The following is a 19309-nucleotide window of genomic DNA, read 5'->3' as shown; positions in this document are numbered from 1 at the left end:
ATATGCGGATTGTTTTCAAAACCAACTACATGCAGGACATCCGGCCTTGGAAAGACGGCTATCAGCTTGGGCTTTACCTTGCTCTGCTGGCAGTGGTGGCGGCGGCCCCCTGGTGGCTGGACGACTTCTATCTGGGTGAGCTGACGAACGTCCTGATCTGGGCCATCGCCGGTCTGGGCCTGATGGTGCTGACGGGCCACACCGGGCAAGTCAGTCTGGGCCACGCGGCGTTTCTAGCTTTTGGCTGCTATGCCAATGTCATCCTGCTCGAGGCCGGGGTACCCTTCCTGATCGCTTTCCCGTTAGCCGGTATCCTAACAGGCATCGCCGGCGTGACGGTCGCCATCCCTGCCCTGCGGTTGCACGGTATTTACCTCGCGATCTTCACCATGGCACTTTCGATTCTGATGGATGACGTGATCGTACTGGCCGAGCCTCTTACGGGCGGTGTCGGCGGAAAATTCATCGGAGGCGTCGATATCTTTGGCCTGACGATCGACCGTTGGGGTACCCCTGTTCAATTCTTCTGGCTGGTCTTGGGCGTTACGGTTCTGGTCACGCTGGGCTATATCAATCTGCTGCGTGCACCTTTGGGGCGCAGCTTTATCGCGGTGCGCGACTCTGAAGTTTCAGCGCAGGCGATGGGTGTTGATATCGCGCGGACCAAGATGATCTCATTCGCGCTATCCTGCGCCGTCACTGGATGGGCGGGTGCGCTGATGGGGATGTTCTCGGGCGCGTTCAACAATGAAACCTTCAGCGTTGTGATCTCGATTCAACTGCTGATGATGATAGTGATTGGTGGGCTGGGGTCGATCCACGGCGCATTTCTGGGTGCTGTTGTTATCGGGTTCCTTCCGCAATTTCTGTCGATCTCAAAGGAATATGTGGGCGCTCTGTTCGGCGGAAATACCGTTGCTATTCCAGGGTTGGAGTTCGGCATCTTCGGCATGATTCTGATCGCCTTCATCTTGTTCGAACCGATGGGCATGTATGGCCGATGGCTGAAAATCCGCACATGGTTCGAACTGTTCCCCTTCTACCGCAAAGACATGTTCAAACGTCAGAAATCTTACCTCAAGACGGAGCGCCTGAGATGAGCTTGCTTGAGTTCCAGAACGTGACCCTGAAATTCGGTGGCCTGACGGCGGTGAATGACCTGTCCTTTGCGGTTGAGGAAGGCGAAATCTTTGCCATCGTTGGCCCTAACGGCGCGGGCAAGTCGACCGTGTTTAACCTGATTTCGCGGTTCTACGATCCGTTTGCCGGGTCGATCCGTTTTGACGGGCATGATCTGCTGCAGGTCAAGCCCTCGGGCGTGGCGGCGTATGGCGTGGCGCGGACGTTTCAGAATATCGAATTGTTCGAACATGCGACTGTGTTGCAGAACCTGCTGGTCGGGCGGCATCGGCACCGCAAAACCAACCTGCTGTCCGAGGTGCTATTCCTGCCTTCGGCTCGGCGGCAAGAACTGGAAAACCGCGAAAAGGTCGAGGAGATCATCGACTTCCTCGATCTGCAGGCCTATCGCGACAAGATGATATCGGGCCTGCCCTACGGGGTGCGCAAAGTGGTCGAGGTCGCCCGTGCATTGGCCACCGATCCCAAGCTGCTGTTGTTGGACGAACCTGCCTCTGGCCTGTCGGTCGAGGAAACAACGGATATGCGTTGGTGGATCGACGATATCCGGCGACAGATGGGGATCACGGTGCTGATGGTCGAACACGATATGGGGCTGGTCTCGGGCGTGTCCGACCGGGTGTTGGCAATGGCCGATGGCGCTATGCTGGCGCTTGGCACTCCGGCGCAGGTCCAGTCGCATCCGGCGGTGGTCGAAGCGTATCTGGGGAAAGCCTCATGAGCGCGCCGATCCTGACCATCCGCAATGTCGAAAGCTTCTATGGCCCGATCATGGCCATTCGCGGCGTGTCGCTGGATGTGCATCCGGGGCAGATCGTCTCGATCCTGGGCGCGAACGGTGCAGGCAAGACGACGCTGATGAAAACCGTGTCAGGTGTTATGGACCCAGAAAAGGGCAAGATCACCTTTGATGGCGACGAAATCCAAGGATCAGAGCCGCATAAGGTCGTGCAAAAAGGCATCGTCCATGTCCCCGAAGGACGCGAAGTGTTTCCGCTTCTGACGGTCGATGAAAACCTCAGCCTCGGGGCGTATACGGCAACGGATAAGGGCCAGATCGACCATGACCGCGAGCTGGTATTCTCGTACTTCCCGATCCTCAAAGAGCGCCGCAATCAAGAGGCCGGAACCCTGTCCGGCGGACAGCAACAGATGCTGGCAATCGGGCGTGGGCTGATGGCGAACCCGAAGATCATGCTGTTGGACGAGCCCTCACTAGGGCTGTCGCCCCTACTGGTGCAGGAGATTTTCGGCATCCTAAAACGCCTTAATGACGAGCAGAACATGACCATGATGCTGGTCGAACAGAACGCCAACGCTGCGCTGGAGCTAGCGCATCATGGGTACGTGATGGAGGTCGGGCGGATCGTGATGGATGGCGACGCAGATGTCTTGATGAAATCCGAAGACATCCAGAATTTTTATTTGGGCGTTCAGGAAGAAGGCGCGCGGGAAAACCGCCGCTGGAAACGCAGAAAGACCTGGAGGTGAGTGGAATGAATATCAGCACCCTGCCCCCTCAGACCAAGATCAACGGCGTGCAATTCAACGCTACCCCCGGCCAACGCCCCGTGCTGGTGGATGAATGCCGGACCATCAGCCAGCTATTCCAAAAACGCTGTGCCGATCTGGGTACGCGAACGGCGCATCGGGAAAAGGACTTCGGCATCTGGAAAGCCTATTCCTGGGCAGATTACTGGCAACACGCAAAGTGGATCGGGTTGGCCCTGCGAAAGCTGGGTTTGCAAAGGGGTGAGGTTGTCTCGATCCTGTCCGAGGACCGCAAGGAATGGGCCTGGTTCGATATGGGCATTCAATGCGTGGGCGGGATCGCTTCGGGGGTCTACACGACAGATTCCGCCAATCAATTGAAATACTTGGTGAATGACAGCGATAGCCGGTTTCTGGTGGTCGAGAATGAAGAACAACTGGACAAATTCCTTGAAATCGAAACCGAAGTTCCCGGCCTGTTGAACGTCATCATCCTTGAGGATGAGGGCCTGCACGAACTGGACCACGACCGTTGTATGATGATCGACGCCCTATACGACATCGGGCGTCAGGCCGAGGCCGAAGAACCCGATCGGTTCGAGGCCGAAATCGCCTTGGCATCACCGCAGGACACGGCCCTGCTGGTTTATACTTCGGGTACGACGGGCGCTCCCAAGGGGGCAATGCTGAGTCATGAAAATGTTCTGGCGGCAATCGAGTGTGGCGCCAATTCTCTGCCGACCCATGAAACGGATGAGCAACTGTGTTTCTTGCCGCTGTGCCACATCCTGGAACGGGATGTGTCCGTGTATTTCCCATTGGCTGCTAAGTGCGTGGTTAATTTCGCAGAAAGCCCCGAGACTGTCTTTTCGAACCTGCAAGAGGTTTCTCCTTCAACCTTCACCGCGGTTCCGCGCGTTTGGGAGAAAATATATTCTCAGGTCCAGATCATGACGCAGGATGCAACTCCTGCTGGTCGTGCCGCTTTTGGGATGGCGTTGAAGGCGGGGCTTGCCCGGGCAGAGTACATTCTGTCTGGCCAACCCGTGCCTGCGGGTGTGGCTGCAAAATTCTGGCTGTGGGACCGCCTTGTGCTGCGCAACCTTCGCCGAATGCTCGGCATGGACAAAATGCGGCGGGGCGGTAGTGGGGCCGCTCCGATCTCGACCGATCTGCTCAAGTGGTATTGGGCCATTGGTGTGCCGTTGGTCGAAGGATTCGGTATGACGGAGACCTCTGGTTTGGCGACGCTGAATACCATCGAGGACAATAAGATCGGCACGATTGGCAAACCGGTTCCCGGCAATGATGTTCGCATCTCAGATGAAGGTGAGATTCAAATCAAGGGGCTGAACGTCTTTCAGGGATATTGGCGTAATAACGCAAAAACCGCCGAGACATTCACGGCCGATGGCTGGCTGAAAACCGGTGACATGGGGCAGATTGACAAGGAAGGCTACGTTTCCATCATAGGCCGGTTAAAGGACATCATCATTACCGCAGGCGGCAAGAACATCACCCCGGCCGAGATCGAAAGCCGACTGAAATTCAGCCACTATATCTCGGACGCAGTGGTGATCGGTGACAAGCGAAAGTTCCTGACGGCGCTGATTATGATAGATCGGGAAAACGTCGAGAAGTTCGCGCAGGATCGAAAAATTCCGTTCTCTAACTTTGCATCTTTGTGTGCAGCAGCCGATGTGAAGGATCAGATCGCGTCAGAAGTTGCAGAGGTCAACAAAGAGTTCGCGCGCGTAGAACAGATCAAGGATTTTCGTCTAATCGACGTTTTGCTGACAGCAGATGACGATGAACTTACTGCGACCATGAAACTTAAGCGCAGCTTTGTCGAAAAGAAACACGGGCACCTTATTGAAGACATGTACAAATAGACAAGGGATTACCCAAAGGGAGGAAAAACATGAGGACTCTGATCAAAGGGATGGCTGCAGCCACTGCGCTGACCGCTTCGGCGACATTCGCCAGCGCGCAAACTCAGGGCGTGACAGATGATGAGATCGTCATCGGATCGGTCAATGATCTGAGCGGTATTTTCGCTGCGGTTGGTGTGCCGTCCACCAAGGGGGCCAACGTGGTGTTTGATCGCGTGAATGCCGAAGGTGGCGTGCACGGGCGCACGATCCGGTTTGTCGTTGAAGACAACGGTTATCAGATGCCGCGCGCGATGCAGGGCTATAACAAGTTGCTGAACCGGGACAAGGTCTTTGCGATGATGCAATCATTGGGCACACCTATGAACCTTGCAGGGTTCAAGCTGTTGGATCCAAAAGGTATTCCAAACGTTGCCCCTTTGACCGCCGCGCGTCAGATGTTGCAAGAGCCGATAAAGAACAAATTCACGTCCTTCTCGACTTACTATGACCAAAGCCGTGTGGGTGTGAAATACATCGCCGACCAGTTCGGGTCGCAAAAGGTGTGCACGATGTACCTGCCCACGGATTTCGGCGAAGAAATTCTTGAAGGCAGCAAGGCCGGTGCCGAAGAAGCCGGAATTGAATTCGCCGCTGAAACAACGCACAAGCCTGATGAAACCGATTTTGTGGGATCGCTGAGCAAGCTCAAGGAAGAAGGCTGCGACATTGTAACGATGGCCTTGGGGGTCCGTCAGGTGATCACGGTCGTCGGAACAGCCAAGAAGATGGGTTTGGAGGATATGAAATTCCTCGGAACGTCGGCCAGTTTCCTGACCGTGGTCGCTCAGGTACCTGGCGGAGTGACCGACGGGTTTTATGCCGCCGCCTCGTGGCAGGACCTGTGGGCGCGTGCGGAGGAACCTGCCCCGGCCGCCTTTATCGAGGAATACAAAGCCGCAACCGGTGAAGACCCTGTAGGATTTTCGATGCTTGGCTACGCAGCGGCTGAAATGATGGTCAAAGCGCTGGAAGCCGCAGGGCCCGATCTGACGCATGACAGCTTTATCGCCGCTATGGAGTCGTTGAACTACACAGATGAGTTGGTTGGGAATGAGATCACCTACGGTCCCGACGATCACCAGGGTGCGGATACCGTCTATGTCAGTGTTGTTGACAACGGCGTCTGGAAAAAAGTCTACGAAGAATAACCGTTCCAAAGAAAAAGGGCTCGCAGACGCGAGCCCTTTCCAATTCGATATCCGCAGCGATTAACGCTTCGAGAACTGGAACGAACGACGCGCTTTGCGCTTACCGTATTTCTTACGTTCCACAACGCGGCTGTCGCGGGTCAGGAAGCCAGCGGCTTTCAGTGCGCCACGCAGCGACGGATCATAGAGTTGCAGTGCTTTCGAGATGCCGTGCTTGACCGCGCCGGCTTGACCGGTCAGGCCACCGCCTTTGACGGTTGCAACAACGTCGAACTCACCTTCTACACCGGCAACCTGGAAAGGCTGGCGCAGGATCAGCTGCAGAACGGGACGAGCGAAGTACTTGTCCTGGTCTTTGCCGTTGACGGTGACCTTGCCGGAACCCGGCTTGATCCAAACGCGGGCAACAGCGTCTTTACGCTTGCCGGTGGCGTAGGAGCGGCCCAGCTCGTCACGCACGGGCTCACGTGCGATGACTTCTTCGGCCACGGTTTCAACGCCTGCGACGGCGCTCAGCTCTTCGAGAGTATTGATCTGATCAGCCATCGGTCATTAGCTCCGGGTGTTTTTCTTGTTCATGGACTTAACGTCCAGAACTTCGGGCGCTTGCGCCTCATGAGGGTGCTCGGCACCGGCATAAACGCGCAGGTTGGTCATCTGCTGACGCGCCAGACGGTTGCCCGGCAGCATGCGCTTGACCGCTTGGGTCACGACGCGCTCGGGGTGTGCACCCTCGAGGATCTGCTGCTTGGTGCGGGATTTAATGCCGCCCGGGTGACCCGTGTGCCAGTAGAAGTTCTCTTCGCGCTTCTTGCCGGTCATCTGGATTTTGTCAGCGTTGATCACGATGACGTTGTCGCCCATGTCCATGTTGGGTGTGAACGACGCTTTGTGCTTGCCACGCAGGCGCATGGCGACGATCGAGGCAAGACGACCCAGAACAACGCCTTCGGCGTCGATCAGGATCCATTTCTTGTCGATGTCTGCAGGTGTTGCAGAAAAGGTTTTCATGGCAGGATAGTCCTGTTTGATGTGAAAGACCGCCCCAAGACAGAGCGGCCCGAATTCGATGGAGCGTATTTAGAGGGGTGCGTGGTGCACGTCAACAACGTTAAGTCTAATAAAATTGTTTAATAACAACTATTTGAAAAATAGGTATTATTTTACCCCATTATTAGACGCTGATTTGCTCGGGTGGATTGTCTAACAGGGATCTCAGCCGCTGCATTGCCTCTTCAAACCGTTCCAGAGAGACATGGCCGTTCATTGCAATGCGCACCGCGTTTGGGGCGCGACCGTCACGCAATGCGAACTCGTCGGCTGACCTCAGCTGTATACCTTCCCGCTCGGCAGCGCGGCTGAAGGCGGCGGCGCGCCAACCTGAGGGCAAATTAAGCCACACAAATGGCACATCCGGCGCCCAGCTCAGGTCGAAACCGCCAAGAGCGTTGACAGTCACGCGCACGTATTCGCCCATTTTCAGGCGCACATCCTTTGCGATCCGCCGGGTTCTTGGGTCTGACAACAGTAACCGAGTCAATTCCGCCAGAGGCTGTGCAAGGCCAAAATACCCGTATTCCGCAGATCGACGCAGATCGACACTTCGTTCCCGCGGCGCGATCGCAAAGCCAACCCGCAATGCCGGTGTTAGCGTTTTTGAGATTGACGACACATGCCACCCGCGTTCCGGTGCCAGTGCGCGGTAGCTGGGTTCGCGGGCATCGCCCATGCGATAGCAGTCGTCTTCGATGATTTGCAGATCAAAGCGGCGGGCGACTTCCACGATTTCCTTGCGCCGCTCCAGCGGAGCGTGGGCGCCAGTTGGATTCTGCACCTCGGGCGAAACACAGACGGCCTGCGCGGCGGTTTGGCGCAAAACTTGTTCCATGGCTTGTGGATCAATCCCCCACTTGTCCATTTTCACGCCGACAACTTCGGCGCGCATCAACTCTCCGGCGCGGCGAAACCCTGCATAGGAAAGATCTTCGACCAGAACGACAGGTTTAGGGCCACGCAAGATGGTTTGAAACACAAGGCAAAGTCCGTTCTGGCCGCCATGTGTCAGTACAATGTCGTCATGTGACAGCGCCCCCAACGGTAGGTCCGACAACCATTCGACCACAGTTTGTCGTACGGATTGATAGGCGTCGCGGGTCGGATAGTTCAGGAACAGCCCCGGATCTGCCTGCGAAACCTTGTTAAGGCATTCCCGGATAAGGGTCACCTGCCCCACATCTGCCAATCGCGGGCTGAACAAACTGACATTGGCATTGTATTTGTCGTCCCGCAGATGCAACTGCCGCGCCCAGACATCGTCTAGAATCGGTGATTTAGGAGGGGCCACGAATGTACCACGCCCGACTTCGGCTTGTAACAATCCCTCATCAGTCAGGATCGTGTATGCTCGTGCAACGGTCCCGGGCGTGATTTGTAACCGATACGCCAATTCACGGACCGGTGGAAGCTTGGCTCCGACGTCCAGTAACTTGTTATCAATGGCTTTTCGAATTGTGTCGGCCACCAATGTATACTTGGGGCCTTTGGATTTTGGCAGTGACTCCGGCCAAATTGTATCCATTACAATTCTTCCTTTGATTTCGACACAATTGGAAATGTATCAATCACACATACCGAACATATTACGTTTGTGTCAATACAATTGAAAGGATACCAACTATGACACGCGCAATGCACACCCCCGCCCTTTTGCTGCTGAACGACAGCCCTCGGCTGCCTTTGATCGCTGCGCTGGCCGTGCGGTTTGCGGCGACTGTCACCAAGTGGGAACGTCAACGCCGCAGCAGGGTCAATTTGTCAAAACTGGATGATCGGATGCTGCGTGATGTCGGGCTGACTCGCCATCAGGCAGACCGCGAGATCAATCGTCCGTTTTGGCACGGATAGGTTTTCCCCAGTCCCATAAGGGACCTCTTCCTTGGCCGGGCTCGCCCGGCCATTTTTTATCCAAAAGATTCGGCAGAGGACCCTTCCGGCGGAAGTGAATACGTCATTGTGGCCCGGGCAACCGGCTTGTCCGAACCTACCGAATACATAAGCACATCCCCGACCGCCAAAGTCCTTCCAAGCTTTAGCAACCTGCAACGGGCAATCATGTCCTTGTCTCCATCTGGTTTGCGCATGAAATCCATCGAGCATCCTGTTGTAACCGCAAGGGACAATCGCCCCTTTCGCGCAAGGATGAGCGCGTAAACGCAGACATCCGCCAAGCCGAACATCGAGGGCCCCGATACGGTTCCGCCCGGCCTCAGGTGCCTGTCCTCGACGACGAGTCGCATGACGATCGTATCTTTTGTCACGTCTTCAACGACAAAGTCATCCTTTACCTGCGGAAACACCTGCGCCATGTAATCCGACAGCTCTTCGCGGTTCAAAACCAACGACATACTTCCCCTCCTCGAATTGCCGACCTAGAGTTGGCCTCACATCAGATCGGAGGGCAAGATGGGAATTCTGGAACGTAGCGACACAGGTGCCGTTGCCAGGCTGAAGATGAACGCGCCGGATCGCCTGAATGCCCTCAGCGAGGAAATGCTTGCTGCTCTGCAAGCGGAACTTGATGCGCTTCGAGAGGACAGTTCTATTCGCGTCGTTATCCTTTCCGGGGCCGGGAAAGGGTTTTGCGCTGGCCACGATCTAATGCAGATGACCGCTGGTCGTCAGGCTGAAGATGGCGGAAAGGCCTATTTTCTGGATTTGTTCGCCCAATGCACCCGAATGATGCTGTCGATCCAATCCCTGCCCCAGCCTGTCATTGCACAGGTGCATGGGATTGCGACGGCTGCGGGTTGCCAATTGGTTGCCAGTTGCGATCTTGCGGTTGCTGCCGAAGGGACGCGGTTTGGTGTCAACGGTGTGAATATCGGCTTGTTTTGTTCAACGCCGATGGTGGCCCTCAGCCGCAATATCCCGCGCAAGCGTGCTTTCGAAATGCTGACAACAGGCGACTTCATCTCGGCGGAACGGGCGTCTGAACTGGGCCTGGTCAATCGCGTGGCACCTGAAATGTTGCTGGAACACGAGACACAGGCGCTGGCAGATCAACTGGCGACCAAGCTTGGATCAGCGGTGAAAATCGGGAAACAGGCCTTCTATCAGCAACTGGAAATGCCCATTGAACAAGCCTATGCGTATACGGGTGAGGTAATGGCACAAAATATGCTGCATCGGGATACCGAAGAAGGAATATCTGCATTTATCGAAAAAAGGCCGCCAAATTGGGATCAATAAGGCGACGATATTAAACCTTTTTCGCCACTGTTTGTATTTTTGGACTTTTCAAAAGGGCGACACTGTGGCAATGCTGAGACAAGGCTAAGGCCTTGCTTAAACTTTTGGGTCGCCGTGGGCGGAAGGTCCCTCCGAGCTGGTTTCTCTCACTGGCGTTGACATTCCCGCAGCGGCGATCCCAAAAAACCTCCCCTTTTTCTTTCCCCTGATCAACAGTCGTTTGCGTTGGCGTGCGCTCTGCCCTATGTGGCAGCACATGACACAGACATTGCATATCGTGGGCGGCGGCATGGCCGGGTCCGAAGCAGCTTGGCAAGCAGCGGAAATGGGCGTTGACGTGGTCATCCACGAAATGCGGCCCAAAGTTGGCACCTTTGCGCATCAAACCGGTAACCTGGCCGAGATGGTGTGCTCGAACTCGTTCCGATCGGACGATGACGAGCAGAACGCGGTTGGGCTGCTGCATTGGGAAATGCGCGCGGCAAACGGTTTGATCATGACCACGGCTGATGCACACCGCTTGCCAGCCGGTGGTGCGCTTGCCGTGGATCGCGACCCGTTTGCCGAGGCCGTGACCGCAAAGCTCAAGTCGCATGACCGTGTGCAGATCTCGGAAGAGGAAGTGACCGCCCTGCCCGATGATGGCAAATGGATCTTTGCGACGGGGCCTTTGACTTCGACAGCGCTCGGAGATTCGATCCGCGCGGAAACCGGAGCGGACTCGTTGGCGTTTTTCGACGCGATTGCACCAATCGTCTATGCAGACAGCATCGACATGAGCAAAGCGTGGATGCAATCGCGATACGACAAAGGCGAGACCGAGGAAGAGCGGACCGCCTATTTGAATTGTCCAATGGATCGGGAACAGTACGAGGCGTTCATTGATGCGCTGCTGGCCGCCGACAAGACCGAGTTTCACGAAGGCGAAACTGCTGGCTATTTCGACGGCTGCCTGCCGATTGAGGTTATGTCTGAACGCGGGCGCGAGACTCTCCGACATGGCCCTATGAAACCAGTCGGCCTTACCAACCCGCATCAGCCTGATGTGAAACCCCATGCGGTTGTTCAGCTTAGGCGTGACAACGCGCTTGGTACGTTGTTCAACATCGTAGGCTTTCAGACCAAGATGAAATACGGCGCTCAGACTGAGGTGTTCCGGATGATCCCTGGTCTGGAAAATGCAAGCTTCGCGCGTCTGGGCGGTATCCACCGGAACACTTTCATCAATTCGCCCACGCTTTTGGATTCGCAAATGCGGTTGAAGTCCAAGCCCAACATTCGATTTGCCGGGCAAATCACTGGTGTTGAGGGTTATGTGGAAAGCGCGGCCATGGGATTGCTGGCGGGGCGTCTGGCCGCCGCGGAAATCCTTGGGCAGGATATGCCGACGGTCCCGCAGGACAGCGCCATGGGTGCCTTGATTCACCACATTACAGGCGGGGCCGAAGCAAAGACGTTTCAGCCCATGAACGTAAATTTCGGCCTGTTTCGTCCTGTTGATGGCCTCAAAGGGGGCCGCCGAGGGCGGAAAGACCGTTACAAGGCCTACACAGACCGTGCCAAGGCCGAGTGGTCCAAGTGGCTGTCACATTGCTGACTGGACGCAGCCCGTGTTAGCGGCCTAACATACGGGCATGAACGACGATTACCTAAAAGACGCGTATGGGCTGGACACACCCGAAGCCACGCGCGCGCACTATCAGAAATGGGCGTCGTCATACGATTCCGAAGTGGCTGCCCATGGCTATGTCACTCCCGGTCGCGTTGCCGAGGCGCTTTGGTCGCATATGCCCGAAGCTCAGACGCCTGTTCTGGACTATGGCTGTGGCACTGGTTTGTCCGGCGAGGCGCTGCACGCGGTTGGATTCAGGGTCATCGACGGCGTAGACCCTTCACCAAAGATGTTAGAAGGCGCCGAGGCCAAGGGGGTTTACAGACGGTTGTCGACGTTCGATCTGTCCGACCCAAACCCTTTGCAGCAAGGTGCGTACAAGGCGATTGCCGCCATTGGTGTCATCAGCGTTGGCGCCGCCCCGCCCGAGACATTTGATCTGTTGATGAATGCTTTGCCCAAAGGGGGTCTTCTGGCATTTTCATTCAATGATCACACACTTGCAGATCACACCTATACCTGTCGGCTGAACGATTGGCTGGACATGGGGGCGACGCGCCTGCTGTTTCGTGAGCATGGCCCTCATCTACCGGGCATGGACCTCAAATCAGACGTCTATATTGTTGAAAAGTCGTGACATTCGTAACTAGGTTTGCGCCCTCTCCGACGGGCCCCCTGCATCTTGGACATGCGTATTCGGCGCTTTTGGCCTGCGATATGGCCACGTCGCATGAGGGTTCATTTCTTCTCAGGATAGAAGACATCGACCGCGCACGTTCGCGTCGGCAATGGGAAACCCGGATTTTCGACGATTTACACTGGCTTGGAATTACTTGGCCCACGCCGGTTATGAGACAATCTTTGCGGCTGGATGTGTATGAGCACGCCCTTGAAACGCTCTGGAATAATGGTTTGCTTTATCCTTGTACGTGCAATCGCCGCGATATTGCTGCAGCAGTTGGGGCACCGCAGGAAGGTGCCCCTTTGCTTGGGCCTGATGGCATAATCTACCCGGGTACATGCCGGAAAAAATCGGATAGAACCGGACCGATGCCACGAACAGTACCGCTGAGATTAGACATGGAAGCGGCGGTGCATCGCACAGTTGATTTGTTTGGAGAATCAGCAGGGTTTCAAGAAGATGGAGTGGGGCCTGAAGGTGAAACCGGGTGGATTACTTTCAGCGGGCAAGAAATGATCGAAACGATCGGTGACGTCGTTTTGTCCCGGCGGGATATGGGCACTTCATACCACCTGTCCGTTGTATTGGATGACGCGGAACAGGGCGTTAGCCACGTGGTGCGCGGGCAGGATCTGTTTGAGGCAACACGGATCCACATTCTGTTGCAGTCTCTGCTTGGCTTGACCTCTCCGGTTTACCATCATCACAAATTGATCCGTGATGACACCGGCAAACGACTAGCAAAACGTGACGATGCGCGCGCGATCGCAAAGTACCGCGCCGAGGGCCAAAGCCCGGCGGATATAAGGGCGATGGTGGGTTTATGTCATAGGCGACATTAGTTCGATCTCGTCACCTTCCCGAACGGCAGTATAAAAACAGCTCCGCCGATTTGTGTGGCAGGCCGGGCCGGTCTGATGAACGAGAACAAGCAAGCAATCGCGGTCACAATCCACACGGAAATCCACCAACTCCTGCGTGTGGCCAGAGCTTTCTCCTTTGATCCAAAAGGACTGACGTGAACGCGACCAATAGGTGACGCGGCCCGTTTCCAGCGTTTTTTCAACGGCTTCCGCATTCATCCACGCCATCATCAGAACTTCGCCCGAAGTTTCGTCCTGAGCAATGGCAGGGATAAGACCCGCATCGTTATATTTCAAAGTGGTCGGGTCGAATGTGGCGCTTGCTTGCATCATAAAAACCTTTTGCATCCGGGTGGATGCTCACTATGTATGAGGAACAATCAACGAGGGAAAGCCATGTCCGGCGATAATGACCTGATTAAGTTATACTCTGGCCGAATTCTGGCGCTGGCTTCGGATATTCCCCATTTGGACCGGCTTGAGAATCCGGACGCGACGGTGAAGAAACGCTCGCCTCTTTGCGGATCGACTGTGACCGTTGATGTCAAGGTTCAGGATGGGCGTGTTGCGGAATTTGGGCAGGATGTGAAAGCCTGTGCCTTGGGTCAGGCATCGGCCGCCGTTGTTGGGGGCGCTGTTATCGGGGCAACCAGAGCGCAGATAGAAACGGCGCGCGATCAACTGGCCGATATGCTCAAAAAGGATGGCCCTGCCCCTGACGCCCCGTTTGACGGGTTGGAGGTTTTGATGCCTGCCCGCGAATATAAGAACCGCCATGCTTCGATTCTACTTGCTTTGGACGCAACGGCCGAAGCGATGGAGCAGGCTGAACAAGCAAACTGCGCGTAACCATAGTTTTTTCTGGCAATTCAGTCTAACCTCCTGCGAAATCAGGGGGAGTTTGTGACTTGAACAACTTGCTGGAACATTTCGTCACGCTTTGGGTTGTGATTGATCCCATCGGCACGATCCCCGTTTTCATTGCCGTTACCGCCGGCTTGGAGGCTGCAGCAAGGCGCAAGATGGCGTTGGTTGCATCAATTATCAGCGCTGGAATTCTTCTGTTCTTTCTAGTCTTCGGGCAATTGCTGATCGAGGCGCTGGATATCGGGCTGAACTCATTTCAGGTTGCAGGCGGCATTATTCTGTTCCTGTTCGCGCTGACCATGATTTTTGGCGAAAGCAAGCAGGACACTGAACAACGCGCCGCCGAGGAAGATATCAAAGACCAGATGCACCAGCACAACCCGGCCATTTTTCCGCTGGCGGTTCCATCTTTGGCCTCGCCCGGTGCTATGTTGGCCATCGTAATTCTGACGGACAACAACAGATACAGCGTTGCTGACCAGGGAATTACGGCACTTGTCATGATTTCGGTCGTGGCCATTGCATTTGTGCTTATGCTGCTGGCCGAGCCTATCATTCGGCTGATTGGCCATTCTGGTGCCGCGATCATAAGCCGTGTCATGGGGATGATATTGGCCTCTGTCGCCGTGAACTCTGTTCTGTCGGCGATGCTGGAAATTATGAAAACCGGGCAATTGTAAAAAAACCGCCGCACCTTCCGGGCGGAAAGGGCGGCGGCAGGATGTGCGTTTCTCGTGTGGGTCCGGAGGTCCGCACGGGGCCGAGGCAAGGCCCCTTCAAGGGAATTGGGTCAGGCAGGTCACCCTTGACTGATATGGGGATGACAGCGCGGGTTTGGTCGGCACGAGATCGCAGGCAGAAAAGGTTAGAACGCTCCGGGCAGGTGGAGGGCAACCATCAGAATAACCACCAAAGAAACGGCACCGGCTGCATCCTGCAAAAGCGTAGATTGCGAGCGGGTGATGGCGGTCTTTATCTGGGTCAACATGGGTCACCTCCGGTCAGAGCTTTAATCCTTTGTTGACCTTTTGTTCTCACATTTCATTGAGTCGGTAAAGAACTTTTTAAGAACATTTGTGAACTAACGGCAAATTTTTCTCTAACCAACTGAAATCAAACGGATCGCCTGATCCTGCTTCATCAGCCAAAGAAGAACACGCACCGCTTGCCCCCTGTCCGAGCTTAGTTTTGGGTCTTTCGCTAGGAAAGCTCTGGCATCCGTTTGCGCGATGGCCATCAGACCGGCTTGCCGCTCAAGATCAGCGATCCGAAATTTGGGCAACCCGGATTGGGCCGTCCCAATAAGGTCTCCGGCGCCGCGCATCTGCAGATCTGTTTCGGATATCCGAAATCCATCCTCGGTTTCACGCAATACTTCCAGACGTTTGCGCCCGCCCTCACTCAGCGGGGGTTGGTACATCAACAAGCAGGTCGAATCCGCTACTCCACGACCGACACGGCCGCGCAGTTGGTGTAATTGCGCCAAGCCGAAGATCTCGGCGCGCTCGATGACCATGATGGTGGCGTTGGGAACGTTTACGCCGACTTCGATAACAGTGGTCGCGACCAGAACCTTGGTCTGACCTTCCTGAAACGCTTTCATCGCCGTGTCTTTGTCCGCTGGTGGCATTTGGCCATGCACCAAACCCACCACGTTATCCCCGAGAATTGCTCGCAACCGCTTGAAACGCTCCTCAGCGGCAGTAAGGTCAGATACTTCGGACTCGTCAACCAGCGGACACACCCAGTAACATTGCCGCCCCTCGTCAATGGCCCGCCGCAGGTGAGTGATCACTTCTTCCATACGGTCTGTGCTGACAACAGCCGTCTTGATGGGTTTGCGGCCCGGAGGCTTTTCATCCAGAACAGACACGTCCATATCGCCATATTGGGCCAAAGCCAGACTGCGCGGGATTGGCGTTGCCGTCATCACCAATACATCGGCACCACGCCCTTTTTCGGACAGTTCCATCCTTTGCCGAACACCAAATCGGTGCTGTTCATCCACGATCGCCAGTCGCAAGTCGCAAAATTCTACGTCATTTTGGAAGACCGCATGGGTTCCGACCAGAATTTGAATGTCACCCTTTTTTAATGCATCCAATTTGTTGCGCCGTTCGCCCCCTTTATCGCGTCCTGTCAGTATCTCCAGAACAATTCCGGCCTCTTCGGCAAGGGGGCGCAGCCCTTCAAGATGTTGACGGGCAAGTATCTCGGTCGGAGCCATCATCACGCCCTGCCCTCCGGCCTCGACCGCGACCAGCAGCGCCATGAATGCCACCAGCGTCTTGCCGGCACCGACATCCCCCTGCAACAGACGATTCATCCGCGCGTCCGAGGCCAAATCCGCCGCGATCTGATCAATTGCCCGCATCTGCGCGCCGGTTGGCTTGTACGGAAGGCTCGCCAGAACCTTGGATTGAAGCGCGCCTGTTCCAACACTGACAACGCCCCTCGCCTTTCGCTCCCGTTGCCGGGCCAAAGCGAGGGTCATCTGATGAGCGAACAACTCATCATAAGCCAAGCGTTGTCTTGCAGGGGCATGGCTTGCGATATCATCCGCGCCTTGTGGGTTGTGGGCTGCTTTGACTGCAGTTGCCCAGTCAGGCCACTCTTGTTTGGTGACTTGCGCCGGATCAATCCATTCAGCCAGTTCAGGCGCATGGGACAATGCGCTACGAGCTGCTTTGTAAGCCGTCTTTTGCGTTATCCCCTGAGTCAGGTGATAGACCGGTTCAAACTCCGGTATGTCGCAGGCGTTTTCCAACGGAAGCATATGATCGGGGTGAACCATCTGGGCCATGCCGTCGAACAGCTCTAGTTTGCCCGATATCACCCGTCGCGATCCTTCGGGCAGAACCTTTTTCAAGTAATCTCCGCGTGCATGGAAGAATACCAATTGGAAATCTGCCTGCGAATCCTCGACGTGAACACGATAGGCACCACCCTTATTGCGCGGCGGTCTATGCGGTCCCACCGTCACCTCAACCGTCAAGGTTGTCGGGAGATCAGCGCCCTGGATCGTATCCCTTTTACGTCGATCTATCACTGCATAGGGCAATCCGAAAAGCACATCACGGGGTGCTTCAACCCCGGACTGCAACATGGTTTGCGCGGTCTTGGGACCCACTCCTTCCAGTGTTTCTAGCCCGGCAAACAGCGGGAACAGGACTTCGGGCCTTCCGCTCATGACGCGCCGATCAAGGTCAGCCAGCCGTCTTCGTCCAGCGTTTGGATACCCAATTCCGCCGCCTTTTTTGCCTTTGATCCAGCGCCCGGTCCAGCCACGAGCAAATCGGTTTTCTTACTGACCGAGCCGGATACTTTCGCACCCAGGGATTCGGCCCGTGCCTTGGCTTCGGCGCGGGTCATTTTTTCCAGTGTGCCGGTGAAGACAACCGTTTTACCAGCCACAGGACTACCAGAGGTGTCGGGTCTAGTCGCTTTCTGTACGTCCAACTGCGCCACCAGAGCGTCGATGCTGGACCGCTCGGCATTTTGGGCAAATGCTGAAACTAATGCGCGGGCCATGATCTCTCCGATCCCGTCAATGGCCAGCAAATCTTCCCACTCAGGACCGACAAAATCCGCGGCGGCGGTGATGGCTTCTTCGAACTCTTCCCAGGACCCATAATGGTTGGCGATCAGGTTTGACGCGGCTTCGCCCATGTGGCGGATTCCCAGCGCAAACAAAAGACGTCCGAACGGTATGTCCCGCTTTTCATCAATCGCAGCCCACAGGTTACCAGCGCTTTGCGCGCCCCAGCCCTTGCGGTTCGCCAGCTTGTTCAGGTTTGCGGCGTCGCGGGATTGCAGGGTGAAGATATCAACTGGGGTTCTGACCGGAAGATCAGGGTCGTCATAGAACATCTCAATTTGTTTGGCACCCAGACCTTCGATGTCGAATGCCTTACGCGAGACAAAGTGCTTCAGCTTCTCAACGGCTTGGGCTGGGCAGATTATGCCTCCTGTACAGCGCCTTACGGCGTCGCCTTCCTCGCGAACCGCGTCGCTTTGGCATTCTGGGCAAGTCGTTGGGAACACATAAGGTTCTGCGTCAGCCGGGCGTTTCGAAATGTCGACATCCGCAAGTTTGGGAATGACATCACCTGCTCGGTAAACCTGAACCCAGTCGCCGATGCGAAAATCCTTACCCTCCCGAATAATCCCACCTTTGGCGTCGCGCCCGACGATGTAGTCCTCGTTGTGGAGCGTCGCATTAGATACGACAACACCGCCGACTGTCACCGGATGCAGGCGCGCGACCGGGCTAAGCGCCCCTGTTCGGCCAACCTGAATGTCGATCGCCTCAAGCCGGGTCCATGCGAGTTCTGCTGGGAACTTATGAGCAATTGCCCATCTGGGTGTCGTTGACCTGAATCCAAGCCGAGATTGCAAAGACAGGTCATTTACTTTGTAAACGACGCCATCAATATCATACCCAAGCGTTGCGCGCTGCGCTTCGATACTTCGGTAGTGGTTCAGGATTTGGTCCTTGGTGTCACAAACGGCGGTCAGTGGATTGGTCGAAAACCCAAAACCGGCCAATCGCTCAATTGCGCCCATTTGCGTGTCGGCCAAAGGTTCGGACAATTCGCCCCAAGCATAGGCAAAAAACCTGAGCGGTCGCGATCGCGTGATTGCCGAATCCAGTTGCCTGAGAGATCCGGCAGCCGCGTTGCGTGGGTTGGCAAAAAGTTTGTCACCCAAAGCCTCCTGACGTGCATTCAGGTCCTCAAAATCCTTGTGCGACATGTAAACTTCGCCCCGGACCTCAAGAATATCAGGTGCATCTGATATGCTCAGGGGAATATCGGAAATCGTGCGCGCATTTGCTGTCACGTTTTCGCCGACCTCTCCATCCCCTCGAGTCGCAGCTTGAACCAAAATTCCCTTTTCGTATCTGAGCGATAGAGACAAACCATCTATTTTTGGCTCTGCCGTAAAGGACAGCGACTTCGTATCCGACAATCCCAAATACTTGCGAACTGAGCGGTCAAAATCGACGACATCTTCTTCGCTGAACGCATTTCCAAGAGACATCATTCGGACGGCGTGGGAGACCTTAGAAAACCCGTCAGAAGGTCGGGCACCTACCTGGTCGGATGGGCTGTCCGTTCTTTTCAGGTGCGGAAAGCGGCGTTCAATCTCAGCGTTTCGCTGTTTGAGGCTGTCGTACTCGGCGTCCGAAATCTCGGGTGCGTCTTCCGAGTGGTACAGTGTGTTGGCGTGTAAAATCAGCGGGGCCAGCCGTGCAAGCTCGGATCGGGCCTGTGCTTCTGTCAGCTCGGATACTGGTGTTGAATCGCTCATGCCCTCGCCCT

General features: G+C 55.6%; 20 protein-coding genes. 12 read left to right on the top strand and 8 right to left on the bottom strand.

What is annotated here, in order from left to right:
- Positions 1-2 precede the first annotated feature (2 nt).
- Genes GOX75_RS04635 through GOX75_RS04615 form a run of 5 tightly spaced genes read left to right on the top strand, consistent with a single transcriptional unit; the run spans position 3 to position 5713 of the window.
- Entirely contained in the window at positions 3-1100 is a 1098-nt protein-coding gene (locus GOX75_RS04635) for a branched-chain amino acid ABC transporter permease (protein WP_171121412.1), read from the top strand.
- On the top strand, positions 1097-1861 hold the full coding sequence (locus GOX75_RS04630) for an ABC transporter ATP-binding protein (RefSeq protein WP_171121411.1): 765 nt from the start codon (positions 1097-1099) through the stop codon (positions 1859-1861). The genes GOX75_RS04635 and GOX75_RS04630 overlap by 4 nt, the downstream gene beginning before the upstream one ends.
- Positions 1858-2631 carry an ABC transporter ATP-binding protein gene (locus GOX75_RS04625; RefSeq protein WP_171121410.1) on the top strand — a complete coding sequence of 258 codons (774 nt, stop codon included), beginning with the start codon at positions 1858-1860 and terminating at the stop codon, positions 2629-2631. Before GOX75_RS04630 ends, GOX75_RS04625 begins: the two co-directional genes overlap by 4 nt.
- Before the next feature lie 5 nt (positions 2632-2636).
- Positions 2637-4523, top strand: coding sequence for a long-chain fatty acid--CoA ligase (locus GOX75_RS04620; RefSeq protein ID WP_171121409.1), 1887 nt, complete (start codon positions 2637-2639; stop codon positions 4521-4523).
- A gap of 29 nt (positions 4524-4552) precedes the next feature.
- Positions 4553-5713 (top strand): ABC transporter substrate-binding protein, encoded by a 1161-nt coding sequence (locus tag GOX75_RS04615; protein WP_171121408.1) that lies wholly within the window; start codon positions 4553-4555, stop codon positions 5711-5713.
- Between the two features lie 60 nt (positions 5714-5773).
- Here GOX75_RS04615 and rpsI read toward each other — a convergent pair whose 3' ends face one another.
- The 3 genes from rpsI to GOX75_RS04600 all read right to left on the bottom strand — a co-directional run bounded on the left by rpsI (position 5774) and on the right by GOX75_RS04600 (position 8291).
- Positions 5774-6259 carry a 30S ribosomal protein S9 gene (gene rpsI / locus GOX75_RS04610; protein WP_170388395.1) on the bottom strand — a complete coding sequence of 162 codons (486 nt, stop codon included), beginning with the start codon at positions 6257-6259 and terminating at the stop codon, positions 5774-5776.
- A 6-nt stretch (positions 6260-6265) separates the two neighbouring features.
- On the bottom strand, positions 6266-6724 hold the full coding sequence (rplM, locus tag GOX75_RS04605; RefSeq protein ID WP_039536983.1) for a 50S ribosomal protein L13: 459 nt from the start codon (positions 6722-6724) through the stop codon (positions 6266-6268).
- A 163-nt stretch (positions 6725-6887) separates the two neighbouring features.
- A complete protein-coding gene (locus GOX75_RS04600) occupies positions 6888-8291 on the bottom strand; it encodes a PLP-dependent aminotransferase family protein (protein ID WP_171121407.1) in 1404 nt (467 codons plus the stop codon).
- 98 nt (positions 8292-8389) lie between these two features.
- Here GOX75_RS04600 and GOX75_RS04595 point away from each other — a divergent pair, with 98 nt between their 5' ends.
- Positions 8390-8617, top strand: a complete 228-nt coding sequence (locus GOX75_RS04595; protein ID WP_171121406.1) for a DUF1127 domain-containing protein — start codon at positions 8390-8392, stop codon at positions 8615-8617.
- 56 nt (positions 8618-8673) lie between these two features.
- On the opposite strand, the gene GOX75_RS04590 is transcribed toward GOX75_RS04595, so the two are convergent.
- On the bottom strand, positions 8674-9117 hold the full coding sequence (locus GOX75_RS04590) for a PaaI family thioesterase (protein ID WP_171121405.1): 444 nt from the start codon (positions 9115-9117) through the stop codon (positions 8674-8676).
- A 58-nt stretch (positions 9118-9175) separates the two neighbouring features.
- Here GOX75_RS04590 and GOX75_RS04585 point away from each other — a divergent pair, with 58 nt between their 5' ends.
- From GOX75_RS04585 to gluQRS, 4 genes are all read left to right on the top strand, one after another.
- Positions 9176-9961, top strand: a complete 786-nt coding sequence (locus GOX75_RS04585) for an enoyl-CoA hydratase (protein WP_171121404.1) — start codon at positions 9176-9178, stop codon at positions 9959-9961.
- A gap of 256 nt (positions 9962-10217) precedes the next feature.
- A complete protein-coding gene (trmFO, locus tag GOX75_RS04580) occupies positions 10218-11558 on the top strand; it encodes a methylenetetrahydrofolate--tRNA-(uracil(54)-C(5))-methyltransferase (FADH(2)-oxidizing) TrmFO (protein WP_171121403.1) in 1341 nt (446 codons plus the stop codon).
- Positions 11559-11595: 37 nt separating this feature from the next.
- The gene (locus GOX75_RS04575; protein WP_171121402.1) at positions 11596-12210 is read left to right on the top strand and encodes a class I SAM-dependent methyltransferase; all 615 of its coding nucleotides are present in this window, start codon (positions 11596-11598) and stop codon (positions 12208-12210) included.
- On the top strand, positions 12207-13097 hold the full coding sequence (gluQRS, locus tag GOX75_RS04570) for a tRNA glutamyl-Q(34) synthetase GluQRS (protein ID WP_171121401.1): 891 nt from the start codon (positions 12207-12209) through the stop codon (positions 13095-13097). Before GOX75_RS04575 ends, gluQRS begins: the two co-directional genes overlap by 4 nt.
- Here the strand turns inward: gluQRS and hisI are convergent.
- A complete protein-coding gene (hisI, locus tag GOX75_RS04565; RefSeq protein WP_171121400.1) occupies positions 13077-13466 on the bottom strand; it encodes a phosphoribosyl-AMP cyclohydrolase in 390 nt (129 codons plus the stop codon). The two genes, gluQRS and hisI, sit on opposite strands and share 21 nt — an antisense overlap.
- A gap of 48 nt (positions 13467-13514) precedes the next feature.
- Here hisI and GOX75_RS04560 point away from each other — a divergent pair, with 48 nt between their 5' ends.
- Together GOX75_RS04560 and GOX75_RS04555 are read left to right on the top strand one after the other, a co-directional pair.
- Positions 13515-13967: an iron-sulfur cluster assembly scaffold protein gene (locus GOX75_RS04560; RefSeq protein WP_171121399.1), complete on the top strand. Its 453-nt coding sequence runs from the start codon at positions 13515-13517 to the stop codon at positions 13965-13967.
- Between the two features lie 59 nt (positions 13968-14026).
- The gene (locus tag GOX75_RS04555; protein ID WP_171121398.1) at positions 14027-14665 is read left to right on the top strand and encodes a MarC family protein; all 639 of its coding nucleotides are present in this window, start codon (positions 14027-14029) and stop codon (positions 14663-14665) included.
- Between the two features lie 185 nt (positions 14666-14850).
- Here the strand turns inward: GOX75_RS04555 and GOX75_RS20485 are convergent, their stop codons facing one another.
- From GOX75_RS20485 to ligA, 3 genes are all read right to left on the bottom strand, one after another.
- Positions 14851-14973, bottom strand: coding sequence for a hypothetical protein (locus GOX75_RS20485; protein WP_256367685.1), 123 nt, complete (start codon positions 14971-14973; stop codon positions 14851-14853).
- A 111-nt stretch (positions 14974-15084) separates the two neighbouring features.
- Positions 15085-17175, bottom strand: coding sequence for an ATP-dependent DNA helicase RecG (recG, locus tag GOX75_RS04550; protein ID WP_171121397.1), 2091 nt, complete (start codon positions 17173-17175; stop codon positions 15085-15087).
- On the bottom strand, positions 17172-19298 hold the full coding sequence (gene ligA / locus GOX75_RS04545; protein ID WP_171121396.1) for an NAD-dependent DNA ligase LigA: 2127 nt from the start codon (positions 19296-19298) through the stop codon (positions 17172-17174). Before ligA ends, recG begins: the two co-directional genes overlap by 4 nt.
- Between the last annotated feature and the right edge of the window lie 11 nt (positions 19299-19309).

It is taken from the genome of Ruegeria sp. HKCCD7251 (assembly GCF_013031165.1).
Lineage (GTDB): Bacteria > Pseudomonadota > Alphaproteobacteria > Rhodobacterales > Rhodobacteraceae > Ruegeria.
This window is presented reverse-complemented; position numbering and strand designations above follow the sequence as displayed.